8 protein-coding genes, 1 pseudogene and 1 riboswitch are annotated in these 14,541 nt (G+C 62.7%); of the genes and pseudogenes, 5 read left to right on the top strand and 4 right to left on the bottom strand.

Annotated elements, in window-relative coordinates:
- Positions 1 to 749: 749 nt before the first annotated feature.
- Positions 750 to 2,024, top strand: a complete 1,275-nt coding sequence (locus tag RCH22_RS02490; protein WP_327012701.1) for an FtsW/RodA/SpoVE family cell cycle protein — start codon at positions 750 to 752, stop codon at positions 2,022 to 2,024.
- Positions 2,025 to 2,450: 426 nt separating this feature from the next.
- Here RCH22_RS02490 and RCH22_RS02485 read toward each other — a convergent pair whose 3' ends face one another.
- Together RCH22_RS02485 and RCH22_RS02480 are read right to left on the bottom strand one after the other, a co-directional pair.
- On the bottom strand, positions 2,451 to 3,665 hold the full coding sequence (locus RCH22_RS02485; protein WP_327012700.1) for a CBS domain-containing protein: 1,215 nt from the start codon (positions 3,663 to 3,665) through the stop codon (positions 2,451 to 2,453).
- A gap of 145 nt (positions 3,666 to 3,810) precedes the next feature.
- Positions 3,811 to 5,394, bottom strand: coding sequence for an Nramp family divalent metal transporter (locus RCH22_RS02480; RefSeq protein WP_327012699.1), 1,584 nt, complete (start codon positions 5,392 to 5,394; stop codon positions 3,811 to 3,813).
- A gap of 354 nt (positions 5,395 to 5,748) precedes the next feature.
- Positions 5,749 to 5,918, bottom strand: a riboswitch (M-box (ykoK) riboswitch).
- 801 nt (positions 5,919 to 6,719) lie between these two features.
- Here RCH22_RS02480 and RCH22_RS02475 point away from each other — a divergent pair.
- The 4 genes and pseudogenes from RCH22_RS02475 to RCH22_RS02460 form a co-directional block, all read left to right on the top strand.
- Entirely contained in the window at positions 6,720 to 6,875 is a 156-nt protein-coding gene (locus tag RCH22_RS02475; RefSeq protein WP_322140582.1) for a hypothetical protein, read from the top strand.
- A 442-nt stretch (positions 6,876 to 7,317) separates the two neighbouring features.
- A complete protein-coding gene (locus tag RCH22_RS02470; RefSeq protein ID WP_327012612.1) occupies positions 7,318 to 8,556 on the top strand; it encodes an IS21 family transposase in 1,239 nt (412 codons plus the stop codon).
- Entirely contained in the window at positions 8,553 to 9,308 is a 756-nt protein-coding gene (istB, locus tag RCH22_RS02465; protein ID WP_327012613.1) for an IS21-like element helper ATPase IstB, read from the top strand. Before RCH22_RS02470 ends, istB begins: the two co-directional genes overlap by 4 nt.
- 82 nt (positions 9,309 to 9,390) lie before the next feature.
- Positions 9,391 to 10,545: pseudogene (locus RCH22_RS02460) on the top strand (IS256 family transposase); the annotation flags it as partial.
- 335 nt (positions 10,546 to 10,880) lie between these two features.
- Here RCH22_RS02460 and RCH22_RS02455 read toward each other — a convergent pair.
- Both RCH22_RS02455 and RCH22_RS02450 read right to left on the bottom strand, forming a co-directional pair.
- Entirely contained in the window at positions 10,881 to 12,089 is a 1,209-nt protein-coding gene (locus tag RCH22_RS02455; RefSeq protein WP_327012698.1) for an LCP family protein, read from the bottom strand.
- 953 nt (positions 12,090 to 13,042) lie between these two features.
- Positions 13,043 to 14,440, bottom strand: a complete 1,398-nt coding sequence (locus RCH22_RS02450) for a glutamate decarboxylase (protein WP_327015433.1) — start codon at positions 14,438 to 14,440, stop codon at positions 13,043 to 13,045.
- Between the last annotated feature and the right edge of the window lie 101 nt (positions 14,441 to 14,541).

Genomic DNA, 14,541 nt, shown 5'->3' with positions numbered 1-14,541 from the left:
CCGGCTAGCTAGTCATTGTGTCCCATTTCGGTCCTCGTAACCCGGCGACTGGAAAACTGGTATCGCCGCCATGGCCCAGGAAAATCCGGACTGAACATTGCGATCGGCCACTGCCGCCCGGCACCGGCACCGGCAACACGATCAAACGCCGACTCTTCGACCACATGTCTGTGCACTGGCGCGGCACCGGCCACATAGTTTCCATCGACTTCCTCGCCCCGGCCACGATCCGAACCCGAGATCACCTGGCAACTCTGTCCGTCAGAGGCGGTCGCTCCTGGATGAGAGGATTTCACAATCGTCCCCCAGTCTCACAATTTCGGAAAGATGAGAAAATGAAGAGAACGAAGCACGTTACAACCGGGCTCCCAATCACCCATATGTAGCGCGGCACTGACGTCGCTTCAGCGGAGGTCAGTGCCCATTTCCTCGGACGTTGTCTTGCTGGAACCGTAAGGCTGCCTCACCGGGTTGCTCGTGATGTGGCCCGGTTGCCCAGTCCGCATCCAGTTGTGTACCGGCGCGACGATGAAGGGATCGATGTCACCTGTCCCGGGCCTATGACAGCTGAAGCCAGCCCGTAGATGGCGTCGTGCGACACGCTTCCACCTGCGATAATTCTTGTGCCGCTGAGGGAGGATAGTCCGACAGGCAGCGCCCAGGAGGACCGGCCACAATTTTTGATGGTTGGTTGGTTCTTTCCAACAAGTGCCATTTACTGATCGGGCACGCGGGAAATCTGAGACCACATGAAAAATTCACTGCGCACTCGCTCCACTTTGAGGACCGTTCGCCCCGCCACGGCAGACACCGCGTCGGCGCCGATACCCCAAGTGCGAATGATTCGGGTGAGGCGAATTTTTCATGCTCTGCCAACGAATTACTTCCTTCTATTGGGCACGACAGTGTTCTTGGTCGTATTCGGAATGGCCATGGTCTTGTCTTCCTCGTCGGTGGATTCATACCTGAGCGGTGGCGGATTCTTTGGCGTACTCCTCCACCAGGGCTTCGTGGCCCTGGTCGGCATCCCGTTGATGCTCCTCGTCAGCCGGGCTCCGCTCAAATTTTGGCGACGGATCGCGTGGCCGGCCTTGATCCTCACTTGCTTCGTGCAATGCCTGGTATTCACTCCGCTGGGCGTGACCGTCGCCGGAAACACCAATTGGCTATCAGTGGGCAGTTTCCAATTCCAGCCCTCCGAAGCCATCAAGGTGGCTTTGGCCATCTGGCTCGGCACGATCCTCGCTCACAAGCAAAACCAACTCGACGACTGGCGACACGTCCTCATCCCCGTCCTCGGAGTCGGCGGGACCGCGGTCATGCTTGTCATGATCCGAGGTGACCTCGGTACGACCGTCATAATGGCCGGGATGCTCTTTGGTTCGCTCTTCTTCGCTGGCGTACGGTTGCGCATGCTGGCGATTCCCCTAGGAATTGGCGCTGTGGGCGCTATCGCCGCTGCCGCGGGAAGCGCTAATCGGTTGACGCGTATCCTCAGCTTCTTTGGAACTGGATGCGACACCACGACCGGGACGATCTCGGCTTCATGCTGGCAACCCCTGCACGGCACATGGGCGCTGGCCAATGGCGGAGTCCTCGGCGTTGGCCTTGGCAACTCCAAGGCCAAATGGTCCTGGCTACCGGCCGCCGACAACGACTACATTTTCGCCATCATCGGCGAAGAACTTGGCCTCATCGGCGCCGTCGCCGTTCTCCTCCTGTTCGTACTCCTCGCAGTCGGGTTCATCCGAATCATGAGCGCCACAACACACCTGCAAGCCAAAGTGTCCACCGCAACAGTCATGGTCTGGATCATCGGCCAGGCCCTCGTTAACATTGGTGTGGTTCTGGGGTTCATCCCCGTGCTCGGAGTTCCCCTCCCCTTCATCTCGGCCGGAGGCACAGCCTTGCTCACGACCCTCGTGGCAATCGGCGTCGTGCTCTCCTCCGCCAGGAACGGTCAAAACACAAGAGTTAGCGACAAGCTCCACACGTCCCCCGCCATACGGCCCGCTGGCTCGTAGCCCCCGCGGAGCTCGTCGTTCCATCTCAATGTCAAGATCGCCGTCGGCCTCGCGGTGGAAACACCAGTCAGGGAGAGCCTCGGGGCCACCGCGCCCAGCGGTCACGACGCCCCCATGCCGTTTAGCGTATGGATTACCTCGCGGTAGAGCTTGTACTTGCCTCTGGCGAACATAGCGCCCGTGATGTGATTCTGCTGAGCTCTCGGTCACCCTTACGAATTCGGTGAGAAGAGAGACGGAGGGAAGAGAAGAGAGCACTTCGCAGCCGGTTTCGCCGAATCGCCTCTACGTAGCGCGGAACTGAGATCGTGTCAGCGGAGATCCGAGCCCATTTCCTCCGCCGCTATCTCAGTGAAATCGTAACGCTGCTCTGGATGAGACGATCCTTCACTGGGAGGAGCCACTGTTCGAAAAGACGGCACGATCTCACACGGCGCCCGGGGTGAGGGAGGCGTGAGTTTGGGGTTCGCGGCGTTGCCAGTCCTGGGGCAGGGCGGCTTCGAGGGCGTCGTCGACGGTGATGATGCCGAGGATGTGGCCGCTTTCGTCGAGGACCGGGAGGGTGAGGAGGTTGAAGTCAGCCATGCGGGTGGTGACGTCGATGATGTCATCTTGTGGTGCGGCGTGAACGGGATCAGGGTCAGCGACTTCGCGAAGGGGACGGTGCGGGTCTGTTTGGAGGGCGCGGATGATACTGATCGCACCACGGAGTGTTCCGTCGTCGGCGGTGCTGTAAATGGTGGTGAGGGCTTCCGGTTGTTGAGTTGTCGAGGTGCGAATGAGATCAAGGGCGTCCTGGATGGTCGCGTGCTCCGCCAGAGCGAGGTATTCCACACCCATGAGGCCCCCTGCCGTTGCGGTGTGGTAGCCCAGCAGGGCCAGAACTTTGGTGTGTTGGGGTTCAGGGAGCAGAGCGAGGACTTCCCGGCGTCGCGCCTGGGGAAGGTCAGTGATGGCGTCGGCCGCGTCATCTGCCCGCATCCGGGTCAGGACAGAAGCGACGTCAGCAGTACTTCGGGATTTGAGGAGATGGGTGAGGCTGTCTTCGTCGAGTTCTTCAAAGACGTCTGCTTCGAATTCCGGGTCGTTGTGGACTTGAGTGAGGAGTTCGCTTTGCTCTTTAGCGTCTGCCGTTTCGATGAGGTCTGCAATTTGGGCTGCTTTGAGACGGCGTAATTTCCCAAACGGGGCGCGAACGAGGACCGACGGTTCGTGGCCGATGAGGGCTTCAAAGGATTTCCAGTCCCGTGCCGGGTCGGTGGCGATGTTCTTCCGGGTGGACCACCAGTGGGTTTGGTGCACGTTCAATCCTGTGACAGCCCACGTGGCGGTGTCGGAGCTGAGATAAATGTCGTGAGCACGGACGAGGGAGGCCATGTGCACGTCGATGAGGCGGTGGCCCAGGACGTCAGCGTTGAGTAGGACCTCGCCCGGGCGGCGCTGGAATGCCCGCACGTTCAAGCGGGCTGTGGTGAGCTCGACTCGATTGGGTTCCAAGGCTCTGACGTCGGCGATCGGGACGTAGATGGTTTCGGAACCCACTTTGACCACGAGCGCGGTCACGAGGGGGTAGTCATCTCCCCTGAGGCGAACAATGACGTCAGCGAGTTTGGCAAGTTGTTTTCCTTGGCTGTCGACCACGGCATGGCGCAGGAGTTGGGAAAGACGGAGAGCGGATTTAGTTGTTGTTGGAACGGGAGAGTTAGACACAGTGGCTTCTTTCACGAACAAGGCTAGGTAGAGGTGGCACGTTGTCGGGGTGGTATTGAGAATATGGTGCTCGCGGCTAGTGGCCCAGTGCGAGCTGGATGACGCGGACCACGACGAGGACCATAGCGAGGATCAGGTAGGCGCGCAGCACGCCCAATCCGATGGTCCGACCGGTGGAGAGCTCCGGGCGGGCGAGGAGGGTGAGGGGTGGCATCCGCCAACGGAGACGTTGACTGTGTTCCATCGGGAGCACCGCATCACCGGCCGGGCGTCGCCGGCGAAGGACCAGGGCGGTCGCTCCGACAAGAATTCCCAAGACGCTGCCCCCGCCGAGGATGGACAAGATTGTCTCTCCCGTGATGTCTGGGAAGAGAACGCTGGCTGTGAGGATGATGGAAAGCATGACCAGCACGGCGACGACAACAGACGTGAACAGGTTCAACCATTTGCCGTTGACCCAGGGGCCCAGCACGTCTTTGTCGTTGCAGAGCAATAAGAGGAAGACCGTGGCTGAAGGTAGCAGCACCCCGGCGAGAGTCTGTACTCCCACGGTCAAGAGTCCCAGCGGCGCACCGGGAATCAGAACAATCGTGGCTGCCAGGGCGAGGAGGGCAGCGAATACGGCGTAGAAGCCCTTCGCTTCCCACGGTTTGCGGTGCAGGGAGTGCTTCAACCCCAACACGTCGCCCAACGCGTATGAAGTAGACAAACCTACTGCGGCCGCACCAATAATGGACGCGTCGATCAACGCGATCGCGAACATCACTCCCACGCCAGGTCCGACAAACTTGCCGAGGCCTTCTGCGACCCCGAGTGCGTCAGTGAAATTGCCGAATTCGGGCCGGCCCGTGAAGGTGGCGGACGTGAAGCCGATGATCGCGGCCGCACCGACGATGACCATCAAGATCCCGATCCACAAGTCGACCTTTTCGTAATTCATGAACCGGGGCGTGATGCGCTTGTCAATGACATAGGACTGTTGGAAGAACAACTGCCACGGGGCGACGGTCGTGCCGACGATCCCGATGATGAGCAGCATCACCGTGGAAAGTTGGGACCCGGGTGGCATCCCGGGGAGCACAAAATTGGTCGCCATCTCACCCAGATTCGGACCCGACAGAAAGAAAATGGGGACCAACAAGAGGGACCCGGCAACAAGAACCATGCTGACGCGTTCGAACCGTTTAAAAGACCCGGTGCTGACGGCGCCGAGCACGAGCACGGCTGCAACAATTACGCCGGGAATTTGGGGGATGCCCAGATACTGCAAGCCCAAACTGATACCGATGAATTCGGTCACGATGGTGAGCGCGTTCAGGATGAACAGGTCAATGACGCTGAAGGCTCCCCAGAACTTTCCAAAACGTTCCAAGATGAGCCGGGCATGGCCCACCCCCGTGACCACCCCCAACCGCAACACCATTTCCTGGTTCACGTAGAGGACGGGTACCAGCAGCAGCAACGTCCACAGCAATGTGGTCCCATAATTTTGGCCAGCTTGCGTGTAGGTCCCAAACGCGCCAGCGTCGTTGTCGCCGACCATCACAATCAGTCCAGGACCCAGAATGGCCAAAAGGGTACGCAGTTTTGCCCGCACGCCCCGCCGCGGCGCATCATCGCCGAGTCGAATCGTGCCCATGGCCCCTTCAATATCGCCCACGTGCGCGGAATCCAGGACCGCTGACACGGGCCCGGTCGGAGGAACGAGGTTTGACGTTGTATCCATGGTGAACTTTCTGCAGGAAATGAAAAGACAGGATCCGGGAGCCGATCAAACGCGGCCCCACGAGGGCCGGCGATGTCGGGAACACCGCGGAAACCACAGGGCCGGGCGAGAAAATATGACCTGGCCGGGCTGCGATCACCGCGGGGCACGCCACCAGAAAGGCGTGTGCAGGCAGACTGCTACCTGGTGCGCGTGGTCGGCAGGAGGTAGGGTCTATGGCTCTCGCTCATTGACGTGCTCCCTCCGCTTTGCTCAGCGCACACGAAGAGTCCGACCAGACCGGCCGAGGTAACCTCTCCTCGTAAGACCTTTGGCACTTTGCGGCGTTAACCCGGAAACCGGGAGCCAATCGGGGCAATCCCTTGTTCCGGGAAAACCTGTCCTGACCCGGGGCGTCTCTGGACGTTGGGGGTCGCTGGCTTATATCCACAAAGGAGCCTCAGCTAACGAACGGCGCCCTGCAAAGATGACTGTACGCGGAGACCCCAACAGAAGCAATCGCGGCTGTCAATGTTCCACAAGCGTTCACCTTGCCGCGACGTTAAACGGCCGCCGTCTGGGCGGCGCGGCAACATGGATAGCTTTACCTTGCTAGCGCGCCGCGTTCTAAAGTGCTCAACTCGACTAGATCCCCCGGTCCAACCCTTCATCGGACCCGGAAAGACCAGAACGCCAAGGGCGAGGACCTAAGTCGAGACCAAGACTTGAGGAAGCAGAGGACAGGGATGCACTCATTCGGATCACTCATCCTGCTGCCACTGAACGCGAACCAGGTCGCAGCCGGTTCCCGGTCTGATCCCGGGCCTGACCTTCCTCTCGGCACGATGACGGACCCGACGTTCACCGCCCAGGCGCGTCTGGCCGCTCACCGACTAAATCTCTTCCGGATCGCACCAGACATGGTCCTCACGCCCTGCGAACCGGGCTGGATGCCGCTCACTCAAGGGGTACTGACGGAACTGCGTCACCTACCGCGCGTTGTCCGCTCCGACCGTCGACTGGACGTTGAAGAGGCCTGGGATCGTCACCAAAGCGCACGGCGCCAAGACCCCTCACTCCGGCCCGGCTGGTTGTCGCGGACCGAGTCGTCCCCCGTAGCTGGCGACACCGGTGACGCGACTTCGACCTCGTTCAGCCCGCCGAGCAGGCTCGAACTATCAGCAAACATGGACACCAAGGACGTCGTATCCACTTCGAGGCGGTCATTCGTCACAGATTTGCTCATGCCGCTGCTGTCCGACCGGCAAACCATACTTCTCATGGCAGATCCGCACGTTATTGCTCAACTACGGATCGTTCTCAACGACAGCAATGCTCGGCAGACCCGTGACGCTGAACTCCCGACCGGGCAACTCCTCCGATACGACTTCGACCGCAACCTGCACCCCCTCAACCCCTTGGGAAGCTCCCTCTAACCGGCGATCTCCAGTTCTCCACGCTGGTAGCCGCCACTCCAGCACGACGCTGCCAAGCGTGCCAGCGATGCCAACACCGAGCAAACTGGCAGCTGAGGTGCTGTCGACCGGCGTCTTCGCCGATATCCAAGTGGTGCTTTCCCACGAGTGGTGATGAATGCACAGGGTTACGTCCCGGTGAGTGGTGTGGTTTCCCACTCTTGAGCGTTGCTTCGTCAACGTAAAGAGCCACCGTGGGATGGTCAGTGAGTACCGACTAAAGCAACTCACAAAGGACACCACACGATGGCTCTAAACCAGTCTGCCCTGCTCGACCTCCTCGGAGAACTCAAACTCACCGACGTCACCGACCGAATCCGCGTCGCTGTTAACGCCGACCGAAAATAGGGCCAGTATCGCCGATTGAAAACAGGGCCACCGACCATTATGGAAGGTGATCAATATGGATGATTGGGCGAAGATACGCCAACTGTTTTCCACGGGCCAGTACTCGAAGCGGGAGATCGGCCGGCTCGTCGGGGTGTCCCGGGGAACGGTGGATCGGGCGTTGGAAACGGACCGGCTCCCGAAGTACCAGCGGCCCGCGGTCGGGTCGAGTTTTGATGCGTTCGCCCCGCAGGTTCGGGTGTTGTTGGCCGTGACGCCGACGATGGCCGCGTCCACGCTCGCGGAGCGGGTTGGCTGGCTCGGGTCGGCGTCGGTGTTCCGGGACAAAGTCGCGGGGATCCGGCCGGAGTACGTGCCGCCGGACCCCGCGGACCGGCTCGTGCACGAGCCCGGACAGCAGGTCCAGTGCGACTTGTGGTTCCCGCACGAGGACCTCCCGCTCGGCCACGGGCAGCAGGGCGCGCCGCCGGTGCTGGTGATGACGTCCACGTTCTCCGGGTTCTTCCAAGCCCTGATGCTGCCGTCTCGGAAAACACCGGACCTGCTCGGCGGGATGTGGTCCCTGCTCCAGGCCGCCCGCGCGGTCCCGCGACGGTTGCTCTGGGACAACGAGTCCGGCATCGGCCGCGGCAAGCTCACCGAGCCTACTGCCGCGTTCGCGGGCACCCTCGGCACCGAGGTCAAGCTCCTCAAGGCCCGGGATCCGGAGTCCAAGGGTATGGTCGAGCGGCGGAACCGGTTCTTCCGGTCCTCGTTCATGCCGGGCCGGGTGTTCGTGTCCCCGCAGGACTTCAACGAGCAGCTCGCGTCCTGGCTGCCGGTGGCCAACGCGCGTCACTCCCGGTCCCGGCGCGCCCGCCCGGTCGACCTGATCGACCAGGACCGGGCCGCGATGCGCCCGTTGTCGCCGGTGGCGCCGGACGTGTTGTTCCGGAACACGGTGCGTCTGCCGCGGGATTACTACGTCAGGGTGCACTCCAACGACTACTCCGTCGCGCCGGCCCTGATCGGCAGGCTCGTGGACGTGACCGCTGACCTTGAGCAGGTCCACGTCGCCCACAACGGTGTCACCGTCACCTCTCACGACCGGGCCTGGGCCCGGCAGCTGACCATCACCGACCCCGACCATGTCATCCAGGCGGCCGTGCTCCGGCGTCAGTTCCAGAGCCTGCACCGCCATCACCGGCCCCAGGCCCACGTCGCGTTCGTCGAGTCGGCGAGCCTGTCGGACTATGACGATGTGTTCGGTGTCGATATCGGTCCCGGCCTGATCGAGTTGGGGAGGCTCGCGTGAGCGGCGCGGCGTCTCAGATCGAGTACTACGCCCGCGCGTTGCGCGCCCCGAGGATCGGTGACGCGTTCCGGCGCCTGGGCGATCAGGCCCGCGACGCGGGCTGGTCCCACGAGGAATACCTTGCCGCGGTCCTCTCCCGCGAGGTCTCGGAGCGGGAAGCGTCCGGCGCGGCCCTGCGGATCAAAGCGGCCCGGTTCCCCGGCCACAAGACCCTAGAGGACTTCAACTTCGATCACCAGCCCTCCGCGGACCGGAACCTGATCGCCCACCTCGGCACGAGCGTGTTCGTCACAGAGGCGAAGAACATCGTGCTCCTCGGGCCGCCCGGCACGGGCAAGACCCACCTCGCCGTCGCTCTGGGCGTCCAGGCCGCCAAACACGGCCACCGTGTCCTCTTCGACACCGCGACAGGCTGGGTCGCCCGACTCCAAGAGGCCCATTCCCGCGGCAAGCTCGCCGCGGAACTGATCCGGCTCCGCCGTTACAGCGTGCTGATCTGCGACGAAGTCGGCTACATCCCGTTCGACCAGGACGCGGCGAACCTGTTCTTCCAGCTCGTCGCGAGCCGCTACGAACACGCGTCCTTGATCCTGACGAGCAACCTGTCATTCGGACGCTGGGGCGAGGTCTTCGGCGACCCCACCGTCGCGTCCGCGATGATCGACCGCATCGTCCACCACGCCGACGTCCTCAGCCTCAAAGGCAACAGCTACCGGCTCAAAAGCCACCAGCCCGCCGCCGATACGGCATAGTAGAAACACACATGGTGGTCCTGTTTTCAAACGGCACTATTGGCCCTGTTTTGGGTCGGCGTCAACAGTCGCGACCGAAACTCTCTACCAAGAACTCATCGACGCGGAAGCGACCGCGTTCATCGGCGCCGCCCCATTCGAACGCTCCGGCGACCGCACCACCCACCGCAACGGCACCCGAGCGCGCACCCTCAGCACGACCGCCGGGGACCTCGACCTGAAGATCCCGAAGCTGCGCGCCGGGTCCTTCTTCCCGGCCCTGCTCGAGCGTCGCCGGCGGGTGGACCAAGCCCTGTTCGCGGTCGTGATGGAGGCCTACGTCCACGGCGTCTCGACCCGGAAAGTCGACGACCTGGTCAAGGCCCTCGGCGCGGACACCGGGATCTCCAAGTCGGAAGTGTCCCGGATCTGCGCGGGCCTGGACGCTGAGGTGGCCGAGTTCCGCGACCGCACCCTCGCCGCGCAGGACTTCCCCTACGTGTTCCTCGACGCCACCTACTGCAAGGCCCGCGTCGGCCACCGGATCGTGTCCCAGGCCATCGTCGTCGCGGTCGGGGTGGCCGCTGACGGACGCCGGGAAGTCCTCGGCTTCGACGTCGGTGACAGCGAGAACGAGGGCTTCTGGACGTCGTTCCTGCGATCGCTCAAGACCCGCGGGCTCGACGGGGTCAAGCTAGTCATGTCTGACGCGCACACCGGCCTGAAGAAGGCCATCGGCACCGTGTTCCAGGGCGCCGGCTGGCAGAGATGCCGGGTGCACTTCATGCGCAACGTGCTCGCGGTGATCCCGAAGGGATCCCAGGACATGGTCGCCTCGATCATCCGCACCATCTTCGCCCAGCCCGACCGTGAGCACATCGAGAAGCAGTTCCTCGAGGTCACGACGATGCTCAGCCGCTCGCACCCGAAGGTCGCGGCGATGCTCGTCGACGCGCAACCCGACCTACTCGCCTTCGCCGCGTTCCCGCGGCGGCACTGGCGCCAGATCTGGTCCACGAACCCGCTCGAACGAGTGAACAAGGAGATCAAACGCCGCACCGACGTCGTCGGAGTGTTCCCCAACGCTGCCGCCCTGCTGCGCCTGGCCGGGTCGGTCTTGATCGAGCAGCATGACGAGTGGGAGGCCGGCGAACGACGCTACTTCTCCGAAGCATCCATGCTCGAGCTGGTTACCATGAACAACCCCATCGAGGTCATCGACGAGGCGGTGATCCTCCCCGAACTCGCCGCCGCCTAAGCTAGAACAACTGACCCGCATGGTGTTGAGAAACTCCACCACTCAGCGGGACGTGACCATGCACAGAAGTCGCTGGTCTGGGTTGCATTCGAGTGCCCTAGAACCCGAGGACCCGAGGGATGAAAGCGTCGAGTTGCGGATATCGACGCCGGGACAAGGCCAACAGGGATGCGGGCGGTATCCGTGGTCCGGGGACTTTCTGCCCAAGAAGCAATCCCTCTCCCCTGCTCCCGCCAGAAAATAGGCTTTCGCGTCAGACAGGTACCGTATCCGCGTGTCTCAAAGCGCTATTTTCGTTGTGACCCAGCGTGGATTTCCGGGATGGGTCGAGCGCCCTAGTTTCCTTTGCTGCAGGTTTGTTGAGCTGCTGTTTGTCCGGTCACGGTCGTCGGGAGGACGGCGCCCCCGGGGCCGGGCGTGGCCGCCTGCACAGGGGTGGGTGTGGTGGCCGGTACAGTCTTGCCCGGCACAGGAGTCGAGAGGGAAGTGGGCGTGGGATTCGGGGCCGCGGGCGCAGATTTGTCCAGAACGGCTGCCCGACCGGGGGCACCGCTGAGCTGAATGGGCTGGTCAGCGGCGAGAGCTGCGTTCACGACAGCAGCACCCTCCTTCTGCGGGATGACACGGTTCACGTCCTGAGGGTCGGCCACAGCGGGGTACTGAAGGAAGACCATGTTCGCCAAGCCGGTATCTTTGAGCGCGAGCGCAATTTGGACCTGAGTCGTGGGATTGGTCAAGGTGTCAGAGAGGACCATGTTGTCTGTCGCCGCCTTGGCCAGGGAGTACAGCATGACAGGGTTACCGAGGACGCCGCCCGTTTCGACTTTCCGGGCCAACGCAGCCATGAACACTTGCTGGTTGCTGATGCGGCCCAGGTCGCTGCCGTCACCGACACCGTGTCTGCTCCGCAGGAACGACAAGGCCATGTCACCGACGATGCTCTGCTGTCCGGCCGCCAAATGCAAGGGCGGATTCGTGTAGAGGTCATCGATCGGGGAGGCCACACACACGGTGACGCCGCCGATGGCGTTGGACATCGCTGAGACCCCGTCGAAACTGATCTGGGCGGCGAAGGGAATCTGAACGCCGGTAAGTTTTTCGATCGTGAGCACCACGCAGGAAAGCCCTCCGCGGGCGAGCGTCGCGTTCAACATCACCCGACTGGACGCCGACGCCGTCGACCCATCAGATTGCGGACACGCAGGAACAGGGATCATGAGATCCCTAGGGAAACTGATCACACTCACGTTCTGATGGTTTTTCGAAATGTGTAATAACAGGGTGACATCGTTATTGCCCGCACCGGAACTTCCCGCCAAACCTGCGCCCGTCGCAAAAGCCCCACCCTGCCCGGACCGGGTATCCGTTCCCGTCAGGAGTAGATCGACCCCGCCGGAAATGGCTGCGACGTCTGCCGCAGGCGCAGCAGTGCTCCCGGGTGTGTCCGCAAGGTGGGCGAGATGCACGCCCGGTTTCACGCTGCTGGCAACATCCCACGTGGCAACAGCTGCAATAGTCCCCCCACTGACCAGGAGAACGCTCACGGAGAACACGAGCGCGACCCTCACGGTTTGCCATGGGCTACGCCGCTGCAACCGTCCGTGCCGAATAGGGGCACCCAAGGAATGCGCTCGCGTCCGAAGCGGTTGCGGCGGCTTTTCCGTCACGTTGACCCCGGCTTTCTCCTGCGGTCCGAAAGCGGCTACCCCGTCAAAAACAACACGCTTGCTCCGCACCTTATACAACGCGAGTAGGCAACTGCTGGGAACCCACCGAGCGGTTCGTGGCTCTGTCAGCAGCCGGAGCGTGGGGAATCGAGAGTGTAGCTGGGACCAGGCTGCGTTCTGGCGCGGTGCGGGAGTGTCCTTCGGGCCTTTCCCGGGTCGAGGGCCTTATATGGGGACGTGCTTCATTGTTGCCTCCTCGACTGCCTGCTGTCCTATCGGAAGCACCGTCATGTCCACTGACCGTCCCGCTGACCGTCCGGAGCGCCCCAACACTTCGCGGGCAACGCATGCATTGACTAACCTCTGTCCACGCCCGACCTCGCGAACTGCTGTGAGGAGGCACACCGAACTTCTACACTCGACAAGACCTATTACGCTGAGGGAAACCCGATGTCAACAATGTGGACGGCCGTGACTCTCCGGACGGACGATGTTTTGGGCCAAACTTTTGTTGTCGTGGTCAAACGTGACCAGCACGGCCACGTTCCAACGGTCCTCGTCAACCCAATCGACACCGCCGGCCGCAGGCTGCCGGGTGTTTGGCTGAGCGAGGCTTCTCACCACACTGTCTACCGGCGCCTGCCAGAGAATCCCTCGCTCTAGGAGTGCGGTTCAGTTCTCGTTCAGTGCTTCCCCTCCGCGATCCCCCCTTATGGTCGACGCCGCCACCACGCCTGCCGTGACCGGGTCTCCTTCATGGCTGCATTTGGCATCGCGGCGCCCAACCGAACCTACGGGGAATCTGCTGTGCGGATGACCGCCGCGGGGTGTCAGTGCGTGAAGCCGGGTTGCTGCCCTTCGACCGGCATCGGCCCCTCGAGCCTGTCGAGGTAGGCCGTCTCCTGCTCGATGACCGTGAGCAGGCGTGCGGCCAGGTCCATGCTGAGCCCGTTGCGCACAACGATGCGTTGCACCGTCATCTCGGACAGGTCGTCGGGCATCCGGTAGGCGGGAACGAGCCAACCATGGGAACGCAGCCGGTCCGAGAGGTGGAACAGGTTCCAATTCCGGGTGTGGCCGGGGGTGAGCCGCCACGCGAACACCGGGATATCGGAACCGTCATTCCACAGGGTGAAGGCGCCGATCTTCTCGATGCCGCGCGCAAGGAATCGTGCCACGTCCTGGGACACCTGCTGCACGGCACGGTATCCCTCGAACCCGAGCCGGAGGAAGAGGTAATACTGCAGGAGCACCTGCGCGCCGGGACGGGAGAAATTGAGGGCGAACGTGGGCATGCTCCCGCCGAGGTAGCTGACGTGGAAGACCAGGTCCTCCGGCAGCAGGTCCTTCGAACGCCAGACGATCCAGCCCAGGCCGGGGTATACGAGGCCGTACTTGTGCGCGGACGTGTTGATCGAATGCACCCGTTCCAACCGGAAGTCCCAGGCCAGTTCCGGCTGCAGGAAGGGCGCGATCATGCCCCCGGATGCCGCGTCGACATGGATCGGAATGTCCAGTCCGGTGCGTTCCTGGACCTCGTCGAGGGCTGCGGCGATCGCCGCGACCGGCTCGTAGACCCCGGTGTAAGTCACGCCCATGATCGCAACGACGCCGATCGTGTTCTCATCGACATAGCTTTCGAGGTTGTGCCCGTCGAGGCTCGGATGCTCCTCGCTGATGGGCACGAAGCGCGCCTCGACGTCCCAGTAGTTGCAGAACTTCTCCCAGCACACCTGCACCGCGGAACTCATCACGAGGTTCGGCTGCCCGGTCGGCTTCCCGGCCGCCCGCCTGGCCTGCTGCCAGCGTCGTTTCAGGGCCAGTCCACCGAGCATGCACGCCTCCGAGGACCCGACCGTCGACGTGCCGATCGTGTCCATCGGCTCCGGCGCATGCCAGAGGCCCGCGATCATCCGCCAGCAATACTCCTCGATCGCCGCGGTCTGGGGGTATTCGTCCTTGTCGACGACGTTCTTGTCAAAGGCCTCCGTGTAGAGCCGGCCGGCGTGATCATCCATCCAGGTGCCCACGAAGGTCGCGAGGTTCAGCCGGGCATTGCCATCGAGCATGATCTCGTCGTGGATGATCTGGTACGCGGTGTCCGGCTCCATCGGGTCCGCGCCGAGGACATAGCGTGGGACAACGCTGTCCTCCCCCGGGCGGGCGAAGAGCGGGTTGATCTCTAAGAACTCCGGCTTGAACTCTGAGTTGGCCTGCATGGGGTCCATGCTGCCGTATCGGGCCGGGAATCGACCACGAACCGCCGTTGCCCGCAGCCCGGTCGGGGTGGCGTATGCAGTCGATCTGCTCTGCCGCAACGACGGGATGG

This window comes from Cryobacterium sp. GrIS_2_6, from assembly GCF_035984545.1.
In the GTDB taxonomy this organism is placed as follows: domain Bacteria; phylum Actinomycetota; class Actinomycetes; order Actinomycetales; family Microbacteriaceae; genus Cryobacterium.
Note: the sequence above shows the minus strand (reverse complement) of the source record. Positions and strands in the feature narration are given on the sequence as shown.